Below are 18,605 nucleotides of genomic sequence, written 5' to 3' on the forward strand. Positions count from 1 at the left end.
CTACCGCGCGGACGGTGCAGCACCCTCCGCACTGTTCGCAGGCCGGACAGGAGTACGAGGGCGCCGGCCGCGCACCTACTCTCGGAGGGCGCCGACGGCGCGAGCCGCCCGGCGGGAGCGTGCGGGCGGGACGGTGCGAGACCAGGAGCAGACATGCGCGCCCACGAGGCCGGAGCCCTACACGGCAACGACGCAGCCCCCACCTGGCTGCCCTACCCCCAGGACGTCAACCACCTGATCGACGGCCTGTGGTCGCGGAACACCGTCCGCAGCACCGGGGGCGCTGTCGAGGTCGCCGGCGTGGACGTGCGCCGTATCGCCGAGGAGGTCGGCACCCCGGCCTTCGTGCTCGACGAGGACGACTTCCGCCACCGCGCCCGCAGCTTCCGCGAGGCCTTCGCCGACGCCTTCCGCCCCCACCGCGGGGCCGACGTCTACTACGCGGGCAAGGCCTTCCTCTGCGGCGCCGTCGCCCGCTGGGTCGAGGAGGACGGACTGGGCCTGGACGTCTGCACCGGCGGCGAGCTCGCCGTCGCCCTGCGCGCCGGCTTCCCGACCGAGCGCATCGCCCTGCATGGGAACAACAAGTCCGTACCGGAGATCCGCCGCGCCCTGGAGGCCGGGGTGGGCCGCATCGTCATCGACTCCCTCGACGAGATCGAGCTGGTCGACACGCTCGCCGCCCAGCTCGGCAGGCGTGCCGCCGTGATGCTGCGGGTGACCACCGGCGTCGAGGCCCACACCCACGAGTTCATCGCCACCGCGCACGAGGATCAGAAGTTCGGCCTCTCCCTCACCGGCGGCGGCGCCTTCGACGCCGTGCGCCGCGTGCTCGAGGCCCCGCACCTGGACCTGCTGGGCCTGCACTCCCACATCGGCTCCCAGATCTTCGACACCGGCGGTTTCGAGATCGCCGCCCGCCGCGTGCTCGATCTGGTCGCCCAGGTCCGCGACGAGCTCGGACACACCATCGACCAGCTCGACCTGGGCGGCGGCTTCGGGGTCATGTACAACACCCAGCACACACCGGCCACGCCCGAGGCGCTCGCCGCCGGGATCGCGGGGATCGTGGAGAAGCAGTGCCACGAGCTCGAGCTCGAGGTGCCCCACGTGTCCTTCGAGCCCGGCCGCGCGATCGCCGGCCCCTCCACCCAGACCCTGTACTCGGTGGGCACCGTCAAGGACGTGCGCCTCGGCGGCCCCCACCACCGCGTCTACGTCTCCGTGGACGGCGGGATGAGCGACAACGTGCGCACCGCGCTGTACGACGCCGACTACTCCTGCCTGCTCACCGGCCGGGTCTCCGACGCCGTGCCCGAGGTGGTCCGCGTGGTCGGCAAGCACTGCGAGAGCGGCGACATCGTGGTCAAGGACGAGTACCTCCCCGGCGACGTGGAGCGCGGCGACCTGCTGTCGGTGCCGGTCACCGGTGCCTACTGCTACTCGCTGGCCTCCAACTACAACCACGTGCCCCGGCCGCCGGTGATCGCGGTGCGCGACGGCGAGATCCGCACCCTGATCCGTCGCGAGACCGAGGACGACCTCCTCGGCCTGGACCTCGGCTGACCTCTCCGCGCCCCGTCGCATTGGTTCACATCCGGACACATGGTGAGGCGACCCTCGGTTAGAGTTCGAGGGCCCGTCCCCGCCCCCTCCCTCGGCCCTTGTGGAAGGACCACTCCGCACATGTCACAGCACGCGTCCGGCCTCTCAGCGTCCGGAGAGCACGCCTCCCTCTCGTCGCTGCCCACCCTCCGGGTCGCGGTCCTCGGCGCCGGCACCGTCGGCGGCGAGGTGCTGCGCCTGATCTCCCAGCAGGCGGACGAGCTCGCCCACCGCGTCGGCGGACGCCTCGAGGTGATCGGAGTGGCCGTGCGGGACCTCGACCGCGACCGCGGGGAGCACGTGCCCGCCGCACTGCTCACCGAGGACGCCGCCTCCCTGGTGCACGATGCGGACCTGGTCATCGAGGTGATGGGCGGCATCGAGCCCGCGCGCACCCTGCTGCTGGACGCCATGGCGCACGGCGCCAGCGTGGTGACCGCCAACAAGGCCCTGCTGGCCCAGGACGGCGCCACCCTCTACGAGGCCGCGGACATCCACGGCGTGGACCTGTACTTCGAGGCGGCGGTCGCCGGCGCGATCCCGCTGGTGCGTCCGGTGCGAGAATCGCTGGCCGGGGATCGCATCCAGCGGGTGCTCGGCATCGTCAACGGCACGACCAACTTTATCCTCGACGCGATGACGCGCACCGGCGCGAGCTTCGACGACGCGCTCGCCACCGCCCAGCAGCTCGGCTACGCGGAGGCCGATCCCACGGCCGACGTCGAGGGCCACGACGCGGCGGCCAAGGCCTCGATCCTCGCCTCGCTCGCCTTCCACAGCCGGGTGCGGCTGTCCGCGGTGCACTGCGAGGGCATCACCACCATCTCCGCCCAGGACATCGCCGCCGCCGCGCGGATGGGCCGGACCATCAAGCTCCTCTCGATCGTCGAGCGCATCGAGGAGGAGGACGGCGAACGGATCTCCGCCCGCGTCTACCCGGCGCTGATCCCCGAGGAGCACCCCTTGGCCGCGGTCGCCGAGGCGTACAACGCGGTGTTCATCGAAGCCGACGCCGCCGGGTCGCTGATGTTCTACGGCCAGGGCGCCGGAGGGTCACCGACCGCGTCGGCCATCCTCGGCGATGTGGTCTCCGCCGCCCGCTCCCGGGTGCACGGCGGGGTGGGCCCGCGGGAGTCGCGGTACGCCGAGCTCGAGTCGATCCCGCTCGAGGAGCTGCGCAGCGCCTTCTACATCTCGCTCACCGTGGAGGACCGCCCCGGCGTGCTCGCCGAGATCGCCGGCACCCTGTCCGGCTACGGGATCTCCATCTCGACCATCCATCAGGAGCTGCTCGAGCAGGAGGAGGGGTCCGACGAACCGGCGCAGGCGCACATCGGCATCAGCACGCACCGTGCGCTGGAGTCCGCGATGACCGCCTCGCTGGACGTGTTCTCCTCCACCGCCACGGTGCTCAGCATCGATTCCGTCCTGCGCATCGAAGGAGAATGACCACATGGCACATCAGTGGCGCGGCGTCCTCGCCGAGTACCGAGAGCATCTTCCGTTCGCCGAGAACGACACCCTGCTGACGCTGGGGGAGGGCGGCACCCCGCTGATCCCCGCCCCGGCCCTGTCGACGGCGGTCGGTGCGGAGGTCCACGTCAAGGTCGAGGGGATGAACCCCACCGGTTCCTTCAAGGACCGCGGCATGGTCTCGGCGATGTCGAAGGCGCTGAGCGAGGGCGCGACCGCCGTGGTGTGCGCCTCCACCGGCAACACCAGCGCCTCGGCCGCGGCCTATGCCACCGCCGCGGGCCTGACCTGTGCGGTGCTGCTGCCGCAGGGGAAGATCGCCGCCGGGAAGCTCGCCCAGGCCGTGGTCCACGGTGCCAAGCTGATCCAGGTCGACGGCAATTTCGACGACTGCCTGGAGATCGCCCGCAAGCTGGACGCGGAGCACCCCATCGAGCTGGTCAACTCCGTGAACCCGTATCGCCTCCAGGGACAGAAGACCGCCGCGTTCGAGGTCGCCGACGCGCTGGGGAAGGCCCCCGACATCCATATCCTCCCCGTCGGCAACGCCGGGAACATCTCCGCCTACTGGATGGGCTATCGGGAGTACCGCGAGGCGGGCCACACCGACTCGCTGCCGCAGATGTGGGGCTTCCAGGCCGCCGGCGCCGCCCCCTTCGTGGCCGGGCACCCGATCCCCGACCCCGAGACGGTGGCCACCGCCATCCGCATCGGCGCCCCCGCCTCCTGGCACCTCGCGGTCGAGGCGCGGGACGACTCCGACGGCCTCATCGACGCGGTCACCGACCAGCAGATCCTCGATGCGCAGAAGCTGCTCGCCGGCGAGGTCGGCATCTTCGTCGAACCCGCCTCGGCGGCCGGTGTGGCGGGCCTGCTGCAGCAGGCCGAGAAGGGGCTGGTCCCGGCCGGAGCGACGATCGCGATCACCGTCACCGGCAACGGGCTCAAGGACATCGATACCGCGATGAGCCAGCACGATCTCACCCCGACCGTGGTGCCGGTGGACATCGCCGCGGCGGCGGAGGCCATCGGCCTGTGAGGATCCAGCACACCCGCGTCTCGGTGCGGATCCCGGCGACCTCCGCGAACCTCGGTCCGGGATTCGACACCCTCGGTCTCGCCCTGGACCTCTGCGACGACCTGAGCGTGGAGGCGACCACCGGTGCGGTCGAGATCACCGTGACGGGGGAGGGCGCCGCCTCGGTGCCCGCCGGCGAGGACCACCTCGTGGTGCGCGCCCTGCGGCGGGGTCTCGACCATGCCGGGGCTCCACAGACCGGTCTGCGGCTGCAGGCCACCAACCGCATCCCGCACGGTCGCGGCCTGGGATCCAGCGCCGCGGCCACCCTTGCCGGGCTGCTGCTGGCCCGGGGGATGCTCTCCGATCCCGACGCGCTGGACGACCAGGCCGTGCTGCAGCTGGCGACGGAGTTCGAGGGGCATCCCGACAACGCCGCTCCGGCGCTGTTCGGCGGTGTGGTGCTGTCCTGGATGCGCGGCGCCGCGGCCCGTGCAGCATCGCTGCGCGTCGCAGGCGGTGTGCTGCGGCCGGTGGTGCTGCTGCCGACCACCACCCTCTCCACCCACCGGGCCAGAGGTCTGCTGCCTGACGAGGTCCCGTACTCCGACGCGGTGTTCAACGCCTCCCGCTCCGCCCTGCTCGTCCACGCCCTCGCCGGCGCACCGGAGCACCTGCTCGAGGCGACCGAGGACCGGCTGCACCAGGATCGGCGCGCACCGGGCATGCCCGAGAGCGTCGAACTGATGCGGGTGCTGCGCCGGGAGGGCCACCCCGCGGTGGTCTCGGGCGCGGGACCGTCTGTGCTGGTGATGGCGGGAGACCGCAGGGACCTGGCACCCCTGGTGCGCCGGTTCGTGGGCGATCCTGCCGCGTGGCGGATCGCCGAGGTGCCGCTGCGGACGGCCCCCGCCGCGCCTGTGGTAGGTTGACCCTGCGTCCAGGCGACATCGCGCGACGCTGAACCCTGCAGCAGATCCCTGGTGGATGCTGTGTGCAGAACTCCGCGTTCCGATGTGCTCCCTGATCAAGCGCCCCGCACGGACCATGCGCACCATTGTTGACGTGCCATGCAGGCTCGTGCGCCGCCGTAGACGCACCCCGAATCACACCGGCAGGCCCCCCGAGGATGCCTTGCATCGTGGGGAGAACCCTGTGCGGACCTGTCGTGACAGCACCCGGAGACCAGACGTTCCCGGTGCTGTGCGGCACCCAGACCAGTAACGAGCCGGCGAGACCGGCTCAACAGGAAGGAACCCGGGTGAACGACACCACCTCCGGCGCAGATCTTGCGGCGAAGAAGCTTCCCGAGCTGCAGGCCATCGCTGCCGAGCGCGGCATCAAGGGGGCCCGTCGGCTGCGCAAGGGCGAGCTGATCGAGGCGATCCGCGGGGGCGGAACGCCGCCGACGGCCACCGCGGCGGCCGACGCACCCGCGGCAGCGACCACGCCCCCCGTGCAGGAGGCGCCCGCCGCGCCGGACGACGCCGGAGCGGAGGCGACCGGGCGCCCCGAGCGGTCCCGGTCCCGCTCGCGCTCCCGCGCCACCGACTCCGGCGGATCGAACGGCGAGGCCGCGCCGGACCTCGGCATCGACGTGCCGAGCGCCGGCGGAGCCGGCCAGCAGCGGGACGAGCGCGGCGGCGACTCCGAGAACCGCGACGACAGCGGCAACGACAAGGGCGGTCGGGAGAACGACAGCCGGGGGTCCCGCGGCGACGACCGCCGTGAGGACCGCAGCCGCGGTGACGACCGGCGTGAGGACCGCGGCCGCGGCGACGATCGCAGCCGCGGCGGCAACCAGCGCCGCCGGCTGGAGGACATTGAGCTCCCGGACCGCTCCGGGGAGCAGGACGACGATCGCCAGGGCGGTGACGGCTACGACGACGACCGTCGAGGTCGCTCCCGCAGCCGCAACCGCTCCCGCGATCGCAAGCGTCGTGGCCGCGGCGGCCAGAACGACCAGGGCAGCCAGAACTCCCAGGGCGGTCAGAACTCCCAGGGGGGCCAGAACTCTCAGGGGGGCCAGAGCTCCCAGGGCGGCCAGCAGGACGACGGCCAGGCCCGCGAGGGTGATGAGCTGATGACCATCGCCGGGATCCTCGACATCCGCGACAACAACGCCTACGTGCGCACCACCGGTTACCTCCCCGGTGCCAGCGACGTCTACGTGACCATGAACCAGGTCAAGCGCGCCGGCCTGCGCAAGGGTGATGCCATCTCCGGTCAGGTCAAAGCACCCCGGGACGGCGAGGACCACCACGTCGAGCAGCAGCAGCACGGCGGCGGCCGCAACCGCCGCGGCAAGGGTGGCGGCGGCAACCAGAACAAGTACGCCGCACTGGTCCAGGTCGACACCGTCAACGGGATGCCGACCGACCGCGCCCGGCAGCGGGTCGACTTCAGCAAGCTCACGCCGCTGTACCCGGACGAGCGCCTCCGCCTGGAGACCGCACCGAATGCCGTCTCCCCGCGCATCATCGATCTCGTCTCGCCGATCGGCAAGGGCCAGCGCGGCCTGATCGTCGCGCCCCCGAAGGCCGGCAAGACGATCATCATGCAGCAGATCGCCAATGCGATCACCGTGAACAACCCCGAGGTCCACCTCATGGTCGTGCTCGTCGACGAGCGCCCCGAGGAGGTCACCGACATGCAGCGGACGGTCAAGGGCGAGGTCATCGCCTCGACCTTCGACCGCCCGGCCTCGGACCACACCATCGTCGCCGAGCTCGCCATCGAGCGGGCCAAGCGCCTGGTGGAGATGGGACGCGACGTGGTGGTCCTGCTGGACTCGCTCACTCGCCTGTCCCGTGCCTACAACCTGGCCGCCCCGGCCTCCGGCCGGATCCTCTCCGGCGGTGTCGACGCCTCCGCGCTGTACCCGCCCAAGCGGTTCTTCGGGGCGGCGCGCAACATCGAGCACGGCGGCTCGCTGACGATCCTCGCCTCGGCGCTGGTGGAGACCGGTTCCAAGATGGACGAGGTCATCTTCGAGGAGTTCAAGGGCACCGGCAACATGGAGCTGCGGCTCTCGCGCCACCTCGCCGACAAGCGGATCTTCCCGGCCGTCGACGTCAACGCCTCCGGCACCCGCCGGGAGGAGGCGCTGATGGGCAAGGAGGAGCTGGCCATCATGTGGAAGCTCCGCCGTGTCCTGGGCTCCCTCGAGCAGCAGCAGGCGCTCGAGCTGCTCATGGAGCGGGTGAAGAAGTCCCAGTCGAACTCCGAGTTCCTGATGACGGTCCAGAAGAACACGCCCAGCGTGGGCGGGCGCAGCACGGACTGACGTCCGCACCGCACACCGTGCTGAGCACGGTACGGAGCTCGAGGGGCACCTCCACCGCGGTGGAGGTGCCCCTTCTCGTGTCGGCGCCGTGCAGTCCACCGTTCCGTGGTGCCCCGCTCCCTCGCGACGGCGGACGGCATTGCCCAGGAGGACAGGACGGGATAGCGTGATCCCAGCCGTGAACGTTCACGGCCCCTTGCCTCCCACCTGCGAAGGACGTCGACGTCGACATGAGCACTCTCTCCACCCCGTTCCGCTGGGCAGTCCTCGGGCCCGGCGGGATCGCCCGGCGCTTCGCCTCGCAGCTGTCCTCCTCGCAGGACGGTGTGCTGGTGGCCGTCGGCAGCAGCTCTGCCGAGCGGGCGAAGGCCTTCGCGGAGGAGTTCCCCCTGGACGGACCGGCGCTGATCGGCGACTACGCGCAGGTGCTCGCGAGCGACCAGGTCGATGCCGTCTACATCTCCACCGTCCACACCGGACATGCGCGCCTGGCCGCGCTGGCCCTCGAGGCGGGCAAGCACGTGCTGTGCGAGAAGCCGCTGACCCCGAACTCCGGCACCACCATGGCGCTGATCGACCTCGCCGCCCGCAGCGGGAAGGTCCTGCTCGAGGCCTTTATGTACCGCTTCCATCCCCAGACCGTCCGGGTCCTGGAGCTGGTGGCCGAGCGGGCGATCGGCGAGATCACGCACGTGGACGCCTCCTTCTCCTTCGATACCGGCGCTCGCAGCGGCCGCCTGTTCGACCTGAGGACCGCTGGGGGCGGCATCCTGGACGTGGGCTGCTACCCGATGTCCTTCGCCCGCTTCGTCGCCGGCGCCGCCCAGGGCCGCGCCGCCGCCGAGCCGGCCACGATCACCGGCAGCGGCACCCTGGGGGAGACGGGCGTGGACGAATGGGCCACCGCGGAGCTCACCTTCCCCGGCGGGATCACGGCGAGCCTGCGCACGGGCGTGCGCCTGGCGGACCCGCAGTCCGCGACGATCACCGGGACCCGCGGTGTGATCCGCCTCAGTGATCCATGGGGACTGGGGGAGGAGACCTGCATCGAGCTGGATGTCGTGGGTGAGCAGCCCCGACGGATCGAGATCCCTGCGGCCCCTGCCTACGCTCTGGAGGCCGACGCCCTCGCCCGCGCCGCCCGTGACGGCGGTGGCGTTCCCGAGCTCACCGGTGAGAACTCCTGGGGGCAGGCGCGCGCACTGGATCAGTGGCGAGAGCAGATCGGTCTGCGCTACCCCTTCGAGGCCGACGATGCGGACATCCCCACCCTGACCGGCCGGCCCCTGGCCCCCGGCGGTGTGCAGGCCGGACCGGCCATGACCTACGGGCGCATCCCCGGGGTCGACAAGCGGGTCTCCCGCCTGGTGATGGGCTGCGACAACCAGATGAACCTGGCCCACGCCTCCGCGATGTTCGATGCCTACGTCGAGATCGGCGGAACCACCTTCGACACCGCCTACGTCTACGGCGGCGGCCACATCGAGAAGCTCTTCGGCCAGTGGGTGCGCAACCGCGGCGCGCGCGAGGACGTCGTGGTCATCACCAAGGGGGCGCACACCCCGCACTGCGATCCGGCGTCGATCACCCGTCAGCTCGAGGAGTCCCTCGAGCGTCAGGGCACCGACTACGCGGATCTCTACATGATGCACCGCGACAACCCGGAGGTCCCGGTCGGCGAGTTCGTCGACGTCATGGACGAGCACCTGCGGGCCGGACGCATCCGCGCCTACGGCGGATCGAACTGGACCCCGGAGCGCGTGGACGAGGCCAATGCCTATGCGAAGGCCAACGGCCGCACCGGCTTCACCATCCTGTCCAACCACTTCGGCCTGGCCGAGGCGCTGGATGTGCCGTGGGCCGGCTGCGTCCACGCCGCCGATGCGCAGTCCAAGGCGTGGCTCGAGGAGCGCGGTATCGCCCTGCTGCCCTGGTCCTCGCAGGCGCGCGGCTTCTTCACCGGCCGTGCCCATCCCGAGGACCGCTCGGATGCGGAGCTCGTGCGCTGCTACTACAGCGACGACAACTTCGAGCGACTGGCCCGGGCGGAGGAGCTGGGACGTGAGCGCGGGGTCCCGGCCACCGCGATCGCCCTGGCCTTCGTGCTGCACCAGAAGTTCCCGACCTTCGCGCTGTTCGGCCCGCGCAGCATCGCGGAGATGCGCTCCTCGACCCTGGGCCTGGGAGTCGAGCTGACCGAGGGCGAGCTGGCCTGGCTCGACCTGAGGGCTCCGGCCCGGTGAGCGCCGAGGCGCGCAGGGCCACGATCGTCGACGTCGCCGAGCGGGCCGGGGTCTCCCGGCAGACGGTCTCCCGGGCGATGAACGACCAGTCCGGCATCAGCATCGACACCCGCGAACGTGTCCTCGCGGCGGCGCGGGAGCTGAACTACCGCCCCTCCCGCTTCGGCCGCGGTCTCGTGGAGCAGGGGCCGATCACCCTCGGCCTGGTCGTGGAGGATCTCTCCAACGCCTACTTCGCCGAGCTCGGTGCCGCGGTGGTCCGCGCCTGCGCACCGTACGGCTGGAACGTGGTGCTCTCCGAGGCGCTGCACGCCCCGCACCCCGACCAGGTGGCGGGCGACCTGGCGCGCCGGGTCGACGCGCTCGTCGGCTACGGCGTGCTGACCGCCGACATCCGCGGCAAGGGCGGGATGCCGGTGGTGCAGCTGGACGGCCGCCCGTCGCAGCTCGCCGAGGGCGGCGTCATCGAGCTGGTCCGCGAGCCCGCCATGGCGGCGCTGGCCCAGCACCTGCTCGAGGCCGGGGCGCGGCGGCCCGTGGTCCTCGACCTCGTCGGCGGTCTCGGCCGCTCCCGCAGCCTCGCGCTCGCGTCGGCGCTGCGTCCGCTGGTCGGCGGCGGTGTGGTCCCGGTGCGGGAGGTGGACGCGCGTGAGCGGCACCGGGAAGCCCTCGAGGAGATCCTGGCCGACGGCACGGACACGATCGTCGCCTTCAACGACGAGCTCGCCGTCCGCCTGCTGCGGACCCTGCGCAGCCTCGGGAAGGACGTGCCGGGCCAGGTGCGTCTGGTGGGTGTCGACGGTCTTGAGATCGCCTCGCTGGTCACCCCCGAGCTCACCACTCTGAGCCTCGACATCGAGACGGTGGCCCGCGAGACGGTCTCGCTGGTGGCCGGGATGCTCGACGGCTCCGTCCCGCTCAGCGGGGAGGCGGCGCATCGGGCGGTGCCCTACCAGCTCGAGGTGCGCGCCTCGAGCTGACCGGAGCGATGTAGCGCACGCCGCACCCGGAATCCTCGCGCATGAGGGGCCGGGCGTGGCACACTGTGACGTCGGTTCTGGTTCACGGTGCCCGCCGGGCGCCGACCCAGCGACCCCGAGCAAGGAGAGACATGAAGGCTGAGATCCACCCCGCATACGTCGAGACCCAGGTGACCTGCACCTGCGGCAACTCGTTCACCACCCGCAGCACCAAGACCGACGGCGCGATCAGCACCGAGGTCTGCTCCGCGTGCCACCCGTTCTACACGGGCAAGCAGAAGATCCTGGACACCGGCGGCCGCGTCGCCCGCTTCCAGGCCCGTTACGGCAAGAAGGACGCCTGAGCGACGTACTGCGAGGGACGAGCGGTAGGAGCTCGGGACTGAGCAGAGCCTGAGCGACGTCCTGCGAGGGACGAGCGGCAGGAGCTCGGGCGACGACCCAGCCTGAGCCCGCGCGACGTCCTAGCAGCAGAGAGCATTCTCCGACGCCGGTGCGCGCCCCAGGGCGTGCACCGGCGTCGTCGCATGTGAGCACGGAGGAGTCGGGTGGCTGACGAAGGAGCATCGATGAGCGAGCACCACGCGGGCGATCGTCTCGCGCCGCTGCGCCACGAGCATGCTCGCCTGCAGGAGTCGATGGCGGACCCGGCCCTGCACGAGGATGCCGCCCGCGCCCGTCGCGTGGGTCGCCGCTACGCGGAGCTGGAGGGGATCCTCGAGGCCGCGGCGCAGCTGGACGCCACCACGGCGGACCTCGAGACCGCCCGGGAGCTCGCGGAGCTGGGGGAGGGGGACGAGGAGCTGGCCGTCGAGACGGAGCAGCTGGAGGCCCGCCTCACCGAGCAGCGTGAGCATCTCGAGGACCTGCTCGCCCCCCGCGACCCCGACGACGCCCGGGACGTGATCCTCGAGATCAAGGCCGGTGCCGGTGGGGAGGAGTCCGCGCTCTTCGCGGCGGAGATGCTGCGCATGTACCGTGCCTTCGCCGAGTCCCAGGGCTGGCGGGTGGAGGTCCTCACCTCTGCCGAGTCCGATCTCGGCGGCCTCAAGGACGTCACCGTCGCGATCGCCGCACGAGGTGCCGGTGGCCCGGGCGCGGGCGTCTATGCCCATCTCAAGCACGAAGCCGGGGTGCATCGGGTCCAGCGCGTCCCGGTCACGGAGTCCCAGGGAAGGATCCACACCTCCGCGGTCGGTGTGCTGGTGCTGCCCGAGGCCGATGAGGCGGACGAATCGGACGTGCTCGCCGAGGCGATGGCCCCGGCGAACCTGCGCATCGACGTCTTCCGCTCCAGCGGTCCGGGCGGACAGAGCGTGAACACCACCGACTCCGCCGTCCGGATCACGCACCTGCCCACCGGGGTGGTGGTCTCCTGCCAGGACCAGAAGAGCCAGCTGCAGAACCGGGAGCAGGCGCTGCGGATCCTGCGCACCCGCCTGCTGGACGCCCGCCGTGCGGAGCAGGAGGCGCAGTCCTCCGCCACCCGGCGCTCGCAGGTGCGGACCGTGGACCGCAGCGAGCGCATCCGCACCTACAACTTCCCCGAGTCCCGGGTCGCCGACCATCGCACCGGCTTCAAGGCGGGCAACCTCGCCCAGGTCCTGGCCGGCGACCTCGGCGACCTCATCGCCTCCTCCCGCGACGCCGAGCGCGCAGCGCGTCTGGCCGAGGCCCAGGCCGGGACCGACCAGGAGCGCTCCTGATGTCCGGTGGGGAGGCCCGCAGCCGCCTGCGCTCCGCCCTGGCGGACACGACGCGGCAGCTCGGCGAGGCCGGGGTCCCCTCGCCCAGCGTCGACGCCCGGGCGCTGATCGCCCATGCCGCGGGGACCGAGAGGCCGCTGGTCATGGTCGAGGAGCTGCCGGAGGGATTCGCGCAGCAGCTCGCGCACCTCACCGCCCGTCGCGCACAGCGCGAGCCGCTGCAGCTGATCCTGGGGCGCGCCCCGTTCCGGCACCTGCTGCTCGATGTGCGGCCCGGCGTCTTCATCCCGCGGCCCGAGACCGAGCTCGCGGTGGACCTGATGCACCAGCACCTGGACGGGCCGCCGCACGAGGTGGTCGACCTCTGCGCAGGCTCCGGCGCGCTGGGTGCGGCCGTCCTCGACGAGCTGCCGCGCTCGCGCGTGCTGTCCGTGGAGATCGACGCCGCCGCCGCGGAGCTGACCGCCCACAACCTCGAACGGGCGGGCACCGGACGCGGCCGCGTCCTGCAGGCCGACCTGCTGGGGGAGATCCCCCAGCTGGCGGCGGTCGCGCCGGTGGATGCCGTGCTGTCCAACCCTCCCTACATCCCGCCCGACGCCCTGCCGCGCGATGCCGAGGTGCTCGAGCACGATCCGCACCGCGCCCTGTTCGGCGGCGGGGACGACGGACTCGAGGTGCCCCGTGCCGTCATCACCTGGGCGCGACGGCTGCTGCGGCCCGGTGGGGTGCTGATCATGGAGCACGCGGACGTGCAGGGGAAGGCGGCCCTCGCCGCCGCCACGGACTGCGGCGGCTTCGACCTGCTCAGAACTGTCCCCGACCTGACCGGTCGGGACCGATTCCTGGTGGCGCGTCGCGCCCCCGGGGAACCGACCAGCGGAAGTGAGAGACTGTCCCGGTGACCGTGCACGACACCCAGAACCCAGAGTCCCGCGAGGACGCCCTCGCCGCCGCCGTCGACGCCGTGCGCGGCGGAGACCTGATCGTCCTGCCGACGGACACCGTCTACGGCATCGGGGCGGATGCGTTCACCCCGGACGCCGTCCAGGCCCTGCTCGAGGCGAAGGGCCGCGGCCGTGACACCCCGCCGCCGGTGCTGATCGGCGACCATGCCGTGCTGCTGGCCCTGGCCGCGGACGTCCCCGACTACGTCGAGGACCTCACCGACGAGCTGTGGCCGGGCGCCCTCACCCTGATCCTCACGGCTCAGCGGTCACTGACCTGGGACCTGGGGGAGACCCACGGCACCGTGGCGCTGCGGATGCCGGATGACGAGATCGCCCTCGAGCTGCTGCGCCGCACCGGTCCGCTCGCCGTCTCCAGTGCGAACCGTCACGGCAGGCCCGCCGCGCTCAGCGTGCTGGATGCCGCCACGCAGCTCGGCGATGCCGTCGAGATCTATCTCGACGACGGACCGGCCCGCATCGGCGAGAGCTCCACCATCCTGGACACCACCGTGACCCCGGCGGAGATCGTGCGCGAAGGCGCCATCTCCAAGGAGCGGATCATCGAGGTGGTCGGCGACATCTTCGCCGCGCCCGAGCCCGAGTCCGAGCCCGAATCCGCGCCCGAGAGCTCCGAGGAGGGGTCCCCGGGCGAGGACACCTCTGAGGCGAGCTCGGACGGTGCGCAGAGCGGCGCCGAGACGGCGGTCGAGGCTGAGCCGTCCGCCGAGCCCGGGGCGGCCGATCCCCGCAGCGCCGAGCCCGCACCCCCGGCGGCGAGCACGTCGGTGCTGGATCTTCCCGCCGAGCCCGGGCCGGCCCCTGACGCCGCAGCTGCCGGCGTGCAGGAACCGGCCTCCGAGACCCCCCTCGAGGGCGTCGGCGAGCAGACGCCGACCACCGCATCCGAGCCCGCTGCGGATGAGGGCGGATCGCAGAGCACGCCCGGGTGAGGATCTATCTGTTCCTCCTGCTGCTCGCCGCGGCGGTCACCTTCCTGGTGACCCCTGGGGTGAGGCTGCTGGCCCGACGGGCCGGCGCGATGACAGCGGTGAGGGATCGCGATGTGCACGACGCGGTGACCCCGCGCCTGGGTGGCCTCGCCATGCTCGCGGGCGTCCTCTGCGCGATGCTGGTCGCCAGCAACATCCCCTTCCTCGAGGGACTGTTCCGGGATACCCGCCAGCCCTGGGCGATCCTCGCCGCCGGCACCCTGGTGTGCCTGCTCGGCGCCGCCGACGACCGCTGGGACCTCGACTGGGTCACCAAGCTGGCCGGTCAGGTGCTGGCGGCGCTGCTGCTCGCCTGGCAGGGCGTCAGCCTGGTGACCCTCCCGATCAACGGCGTGACCGTGCTGTCCGGACGCACCGCGCTGATCCTCACCGTGCTGGTCGTGGTGGTGAGCATGAACGCGGTGAACTTCGTGGACGGCCTCGACGGGCTCGCGGCCGGCGTGATGGCGATCGGCGGATCCGCGTTCTTCCTCTACGCCTACCTGCTCACCCGCGACGCCTCGGCGGATGACTACTCCTCCCTCGCCGCGCTGCTGACCGCAGTGCTCATCGGCGTCTGTCTGGGCTTCCTGCCGCACAACCTCACCCGGGCACGCATCTTCATGGGCGACTCCGGCTCGATGCTGCTGGGACTGCTGCTGGCGGCCGGCACCATCGCCGTGACCGGGCAGGTCGATCCGGCGCGGCTGTCGGGAGCGGATTTCTTCGGACAGTTCCTGCCGATCCTGCTGCCCATCGGCGTGATGATCGTGCCGTTCCTGGACTTCGGCCTCGCCGTGCTGCGCCGGATCGGCTCGGGGAAGTCCCCGTTCCATGCCGACCAGGCCCATCTCCACCACCGACTGCTCAGCCTCGGCCACAGCAAGTTCACCGCCGTGCTGATCATGTACACCTGGACCGTCGTCATCTCCGTAGGGCTGCTGCTCCCGCTCGTGCTGCCGATGCGTTCGGTCTATATCTTCTGGGTGAGCGGACTGCTGTTCGCCGTCCTGCTCACCTTCGACCCCCTCAGATGGCGCACCGGCCGTCACCGGAAGGATTCCGATGTCCCCTCAGCCTGAGACCCCCGACGCGCACGAGCGCGGAGCCGCCCCGGCCCCGCGACGCCGCACCGCGGGCGACCGCTCGATGCAGCGGGCCACGGTGATCGCGGTGGCCGTCGGCCTGGTGCTGGACGTGATCGTGCTCGCCATCGCGGCCACCCGCCCGGAGTCGACCGCCCTGGCGGGCGCCCTGGTGGGCACCGGCCTCACCCTGATCGTGGTGCTGCCCTCGATGGGGATCGCCTTCCTCGGCCCGCGCCTGAGCCCGATGAGCATGGCCGTCACCGTGCTCGGCTCCTGGGCGGTCAAGATGTTCGTTGTGATCCTGATCCTACTGCTGGTCCGGGACCTCCCCTCGCTGTCCACCCAGTGGATCGGGCTGGCACTGCTGGTGGGCGCGGTCTCGGCGATGATCGTCGAGGCCACGCTGCTGATGAGGACCCGTCAGCCGCTGGACGTGGAGCCCGCCCGGACCCCTCGGGAGCCACCGGCCGAGCAGTGAGTCTCTGTTATGCTTCCGGAGGTGCTCGACCGCTGATCACGGTGCATTACCGAGGTCCGCTCGACCACTGATCGACCACCCGGAACGCTCACGCGTCGTCCATCGCCGTACGCACGGTGGCCGCAATCCGGGGAGGCTCCGATGGAGAATGACGGCCACGGCCGACGCAATGGCGCCGGACCACACGACCACGGGAGATCGAGCTGAACACCGCAGACCTCAGCCCCACGCTGCACGCCGAGGACGATTCGCTCTTCCATGTCCCGACATTGGACGAGTTCTTCCCGGACGCGATCCTCTTCGACGGGACCTGGTTCGAGTTCAACCGCGTCCAGCTGGTGCGCCTGATCGTGCTCGCCGTCGTGCTGATCGTGATGTGCGTGCTCGCCTCCCGCGCCAAGCTGGTGCCGGGCCGCGGGCAGAGCATCGTCGAGCTGCTCATCGAGTTCGTCAACGGCACCATCATCAAGAACACGCTGGGACTGCGCGCGGGCAAGCATTTCGCCCCCTTCCTCATCACCCTGTTCTTCTTCCTGCTGGCGATGAACCTCGCCGGGGTGGTGCCCGGGCTCAACCTGGCAGGCACCTCGGTGATCGGGCTGCCCTTGCTGGCGGCCCTGTGGACCTTCGTGGTCTACGTCACGGCCGGCGTGAAGAAGCGCGGCATCGCCGGCTATCTCAAGCACGAGACCGCCCCGCCCGGCCTGCCCAAGCCGATCTACCTGCTGCTGGTGCCGATCGAGTTCCTGCAGGTCGTCCTGATCCGCTGGGCCTCGCTGACCATCCGACTGCTCGCGAACATGGTCGCCGGCCACATCATGCTGGTGGTGTTCATCGGCCTCACCCAGGGCCTGCTGCTCTCGGGCACCTGGCTGGTCGCGATCTCTCCCTTCGCCGGCGCCCTGGCGATCGGCATCTACGGCTTCGAGATCTTCGTCGCCGCCCTGCAGGCCTTCATCTTCACGATCCTCGCCGCGGTGTACATCCAGATGGCCACCGCCGACGAGCACTGACCTGCCCACGACCTCCCATACCCCCTGACATCACCCTGTCCGCCGTCCTCCCGGGCGGCACAACGAAAGGAAACCCCCTGTGGACCCGATGATTCTCTCTGAACTCACCGGCAACGTCGCCTCGGTCGGCTACGGTCTCGCGGCGATCGGCCCGGGCATCGGCATCGGCATCATCGTCGGCAAGACCGCTGAGGCCACCGCCCGCCAGCCCGAGCTGCGCGGCCAGCTGCAGTCCACCATGTTCATCGGTATCGCGTTCACCGAGATCCTGACCCTGCTGGCGATCGTCACCGGCCTGCTCTTCGGCTGAGGCCCGCTCCCATGATTCTTGCCGAAGGAGCACAGTCAGTCCCGAGCTGGCGGCTTCTGGTCCCCCTGCCTTCGGAGATCATCTGGTCGCTCATCTTCCTGGTGATCTTCGCGGTCGTCTTCATGAAGTTCATCCTGCCGCGGCTCAACGCCGTGCTGGACGAGCGTGCGGAGAAGATCGAAGGCGGTCTGCGCAATGCGGAGAAGGTCCAGGAGCAGGTCGACCAGCTGAAGAGCGACCAGGAGCAGGAGCTCGCTGCCGCCCGCCAGGAGGCCGCCTCGATCCGTGAGAAGGCACGCACGGATGGTCAGAAGATCGTCGATGAGGCCCGTACCCGCGCCGAGTCCGAGAACGAGCGTCTGCTCGCCTCCGGCCGCCAGCAGCTGAGCGCCGAGCGGATCGCCGCCTCGACCGAGCTGCGCGGAGAGGTCGGGACGCTCGCCAGCGATCTCGCGTCCAAGATCGTCGGGGAGTCCCTCACCGACGACGAGCGCTCGCGCCGAGTGATCGACCGGTTCCTGGACGACCTCGAGTCGAGCCAGGCCACCACCCGATAAGGAACCGTGATGCGAGGAACCTCCTCCACCTCCTTCGCCGAGGTGCTCCGGCACGTCGAAGCCGCCCCGGCGGCCGACGGCGCTGCGCTGGACGCCGAGGCCCAGGAGCTGTTCTCGGTGGCCGATGCCATCGATTCCAGCAATCAGCTCGTGCGCACCCTCTCCGATCCCGGCCGGCCGGCCGAGGTCAAGGAGTCCACGGTCCGCGCTCTGCTGGCGAACCGGGTCAGCCCGCGCACTCTCGAGACCACCCTCGAGGTCGTGCGACACCGCTGGTCCGAGCAGGAGGACATCCTCGATGCCCTCGAGCTGCTCGGGGTCACGGCCCTGCTCGAGCAGGCGCAGTCCGAGGGCGTCCTCGAGCAGGTCGACGGCGAACTCTTCGATGTCTCGCGGCTGATCGACGGCAGCGGTGACCTCACTGCCGCGCTCGACGGGGAGCGGGGACAGCCCGCACGGCGCGCGTCCCTGCTGGAGCGCCTGCTGGACGGCCGGACGCACCGGCTCACGGTCGCCCTGGCGGCCCGGGCCGTCGGACGCCGCAGCGAGACCAAGCCGGCGCGTCGTGTCGAGGAGTTCGCCCGCTTCGCCTCCGATCGTCGTCGGCGCGCGTTCGCGTCCGTCTCCAGCGCCATGCCGCTGAGCGAGGCGCAGCAGGCCCGGCTGGGTGCGGTCCTGGCGACCATCTACGGTCGTGAGATCCAGCTGAACCTCACGGTCGATCCCGCGGTCGTGGGCGGTCTCCAGATCCAGGTCGGCGACGACCTCTACGACGCCACCGTGCTGGCCCGGCTCTCCCGAGCCCGGTCGCAGCTCGTGGCCTGACTCATCCCCGACACCGGTTCCTCCCCGAGGACGCGGCGTCCCCAGCATTGTTCAGACCCTCCCCGGCACGGGGAGACCGAGAGG

General features: G+C 71.3%; 17 protein-coding genes. All 17 read left to right on the top strand.

Going from position 1 to position 18,605, the window contains the following annotated elements; genetic code table 11:
* The first annotated feature begins 153 nt into the window (after positions 1 to 153).
* The 17 genes from lysA (at position 154) to CFK38_RS09320 (ending at position 18,521) form a co-directional block, all read left to right on the top strand.
* Complete coding sequence (gene lysA, locus CFK38_RS09240) at positions 154 to 1,566, top strand: diaminopimelate decarboxylase (RefSeq protein ID WP_096802808.1); 1,413 nt, start codon at positions 154 to 156, stop codon at positions 1,564 to 1,566.
* 120 nt (positions 1,567 to 1,686) lie between these two features.
* Positions 1,687 to 3,054 carry a homoserine dehydrogenase gene (locus CFK38_RS09245; protein ID WP_096802809.1) on the top strand — a complete coding sequence of 456 codons (1,368 nt, stop codon included), beginning with the start codon at positions 1,687 to 1,689 and terminating at the stop codon, positions 3,052 to 3,054.
* A gap of 4 nt (positions 3,055 to 3,058) precedes the next feature.
* On the top strand, positions 3,059 to 4,117 hold the full coding sequence (gene thrC / locus CFK38_RS09250) for a threonine synthase (RefSeq protein ID WP_096802810.1): 1,059 nt from the start codon (positions 3,059 to 3,061) through the stop codon (positions 4,115 to 4,117).
* Positions 4,114 to 5,028, top strand: coding sequence for a homoserine kinase (thrB, locus tag CFK38_RS09255; protein WP_096802811.1), 915 nt, complete (start codon positions 4,114 to 4,116; stop codon positions 5,026 to 5,028). Before thrC ends, thrB begins: the two co-directional genes overlap by 4 nt.
* Positions 5,029 to 5,357: 329 nt before the next feature.
* Positions 5,358 to 7,382: a transcription termination factor Rho gene (gene rho, locus CFK38_RS09260; protein WP_218192307.1), complete on the top strand. Its 2,025-nt coding sequence runs from the start codon at positions 5,358 to 5,360 to the stop codon at positions 7,380 to 7,382.
* Between the two features lie 230 nt (positions 7,383 to 7,612).
* Positions 7,613 to 9,625: an aldo/keto reductase gene (locus CFK38_RS09265; RefSeq protein ID WP_096802813.1), complete on the top strand. Its 2,013-nt coding sequence runs from the start codon at positions 7,613 to 7,615 to the stop codon at positions 9,623 to 9,625.
* Complete coding sequence (locus CFK38_RS09270) at positions 9,622 to 10,605, top strand: LacI family DNA-binding transcriptional regulator (protein ID WP_096802814.1); 984 nt, start codon at positions 9,622 to 9,624, stop codon at positions 10,603 to 10,605. The genes CFK38_RS09265 and CFK38_RS09270 overlap by 4 nt, the downstream gene beginning before the upstream one ends.
* A gap of 131 nt (positions 10,606 to 10,736) precedes the next feature.
* Complete coding sequence (gene rpmE, locus CFK38_RS09275) at positions 10,737 to 10,949, top strand: 50S ribosomal protein L31 (protein WP_096802815.1); 213 nt, start codon at positions 10,737 to 10,739, stop codon at positions 10,947 to 10,949.
* Positions 10,950 to 11,174: 225 nt separating this feature from the next.
* Entirely contained in the window at positions 11,175 to 12,311 is a 1,137-nt protein-coding gene (gene prfA, locus CFK38_RS09280; RefSeq protein ID WP_096802816.1) for a peptide chain release factor 1, read from the top strand.
* Entirely contained in the window at positions 12,311 to 13,216 is a 906-nt protein-coding gene (prmC, locus tag CFK38_RS09285) for a peptide chain release factor N(5)-glutamine methyltransferase (protein ID WP_096802817.1), read from the top strand. Before prfA ends, prmC begins: the two co-directional genes overlap by 1 nt.
* A complete protein-coding gene (locus tag CFK38_RS09290; protein WP_096802818.1) occupies positions 13,213 to 14,211 on the top strand; it encodes an L-threonylcarbamoyladenylate synthase in 999 nt (332 codons plus the stop codon). The genes prmC and CFK38_RS09290 overlap by 4 nt, the downstream gene beginning before the upstream one ends.
* The gene (locus CFK38_RS09295; protein WP_096802819.1) at positions 14,208 to 15,332 is read left to right on the top strand and encodes an MraY family glycosyltransferase; all 1,125 of its coding nucleotides are present in this window, start codon (positions 14,208 to 14,210) and stop codon (positions 15,330 to 15,332) included. Before CFK38_RS09290 ends, CFK38_RS09295 begins: the two co-directional genes overlap by 4 nt.
* Positions 15,316 to 15,816 (top strand): Cg1360 family ATP-synthase-associated protein, encoded by a 501-nt coding sequence (locus tag CFK38_RS09300; RefSeq protein WP_096802820.1) that lies wholly within the window; start codon positions 15,316 to 15,318, stop codon positions 15,814 to 15,816. The genes CFK38_RS09295 and CFK38_RS09300 overlap by 17 nt, the downstream gene beginning before the upstream one ends.
* Positions 15,817 to 16,085: 269 nt before the next feature.
* Positions 16,086 to 16,829 (top strand): F0F1 ATP synthase subunit A, encoded by a 744-nt coding sequence (atpB, locus tag CFK38_RS09305; RefSeq protein WP_096802821.1) that lies wholly within the window; start codon positions 16,086 to 16,088, stop codon positions 16,827 to 16,829.
* A 79-nt stretch (positions 16,830 to 16,908) separates the two neighbouring features.
* A complete protein-coding gene (gene atpE / locus CFK38_RS09310; protein ID WP_089064063.1) occupies positions 16,909 to 17,139 on the top strand; it encodes an ATP synthase F0 subunit C in 231 nt (76 codons plus the stop codon).
* An 11-nt stretch (positions 17,140 to 17,150) separates the two neighbouring features.
* Positions 17,151 to 17,696, top strand: coding sequence for a F0F1 ATP synthase subunit B (locus CFK38_RS09315; protein WP_096802822.1), 546 nt, complete (start codon positions 17,151 to 17,153; stop codon positions 17,694 to 17,696).
* A 9-nt stretch (positions 17,697 to 17,705) separates the two neighbouring features.
* Positions 17,706 to 18,521, top strand: a complete 816-nt coding sequence (locus CFK38_RS09320) for a F0F1 ATP synthase subunit delta (RefSeq protein WP_096802823.1) — start codon at positions 17,706 to 17,708, stop codon at positions 18,519 to 18,521.
* Positions 18,522 to 18,605: the final 84 nt, after the last annotated feature.

The organism is Brachybacterium vulturis (assembly GCF_002407185.1).
GTDB classification, from domain to species: domain Bacteria; phylum Actinomycetota; class Actinomycetes; order Actinomycetales; family Dermabacteraceae; genus Brachybacterium; species Brachybacterium vulturis.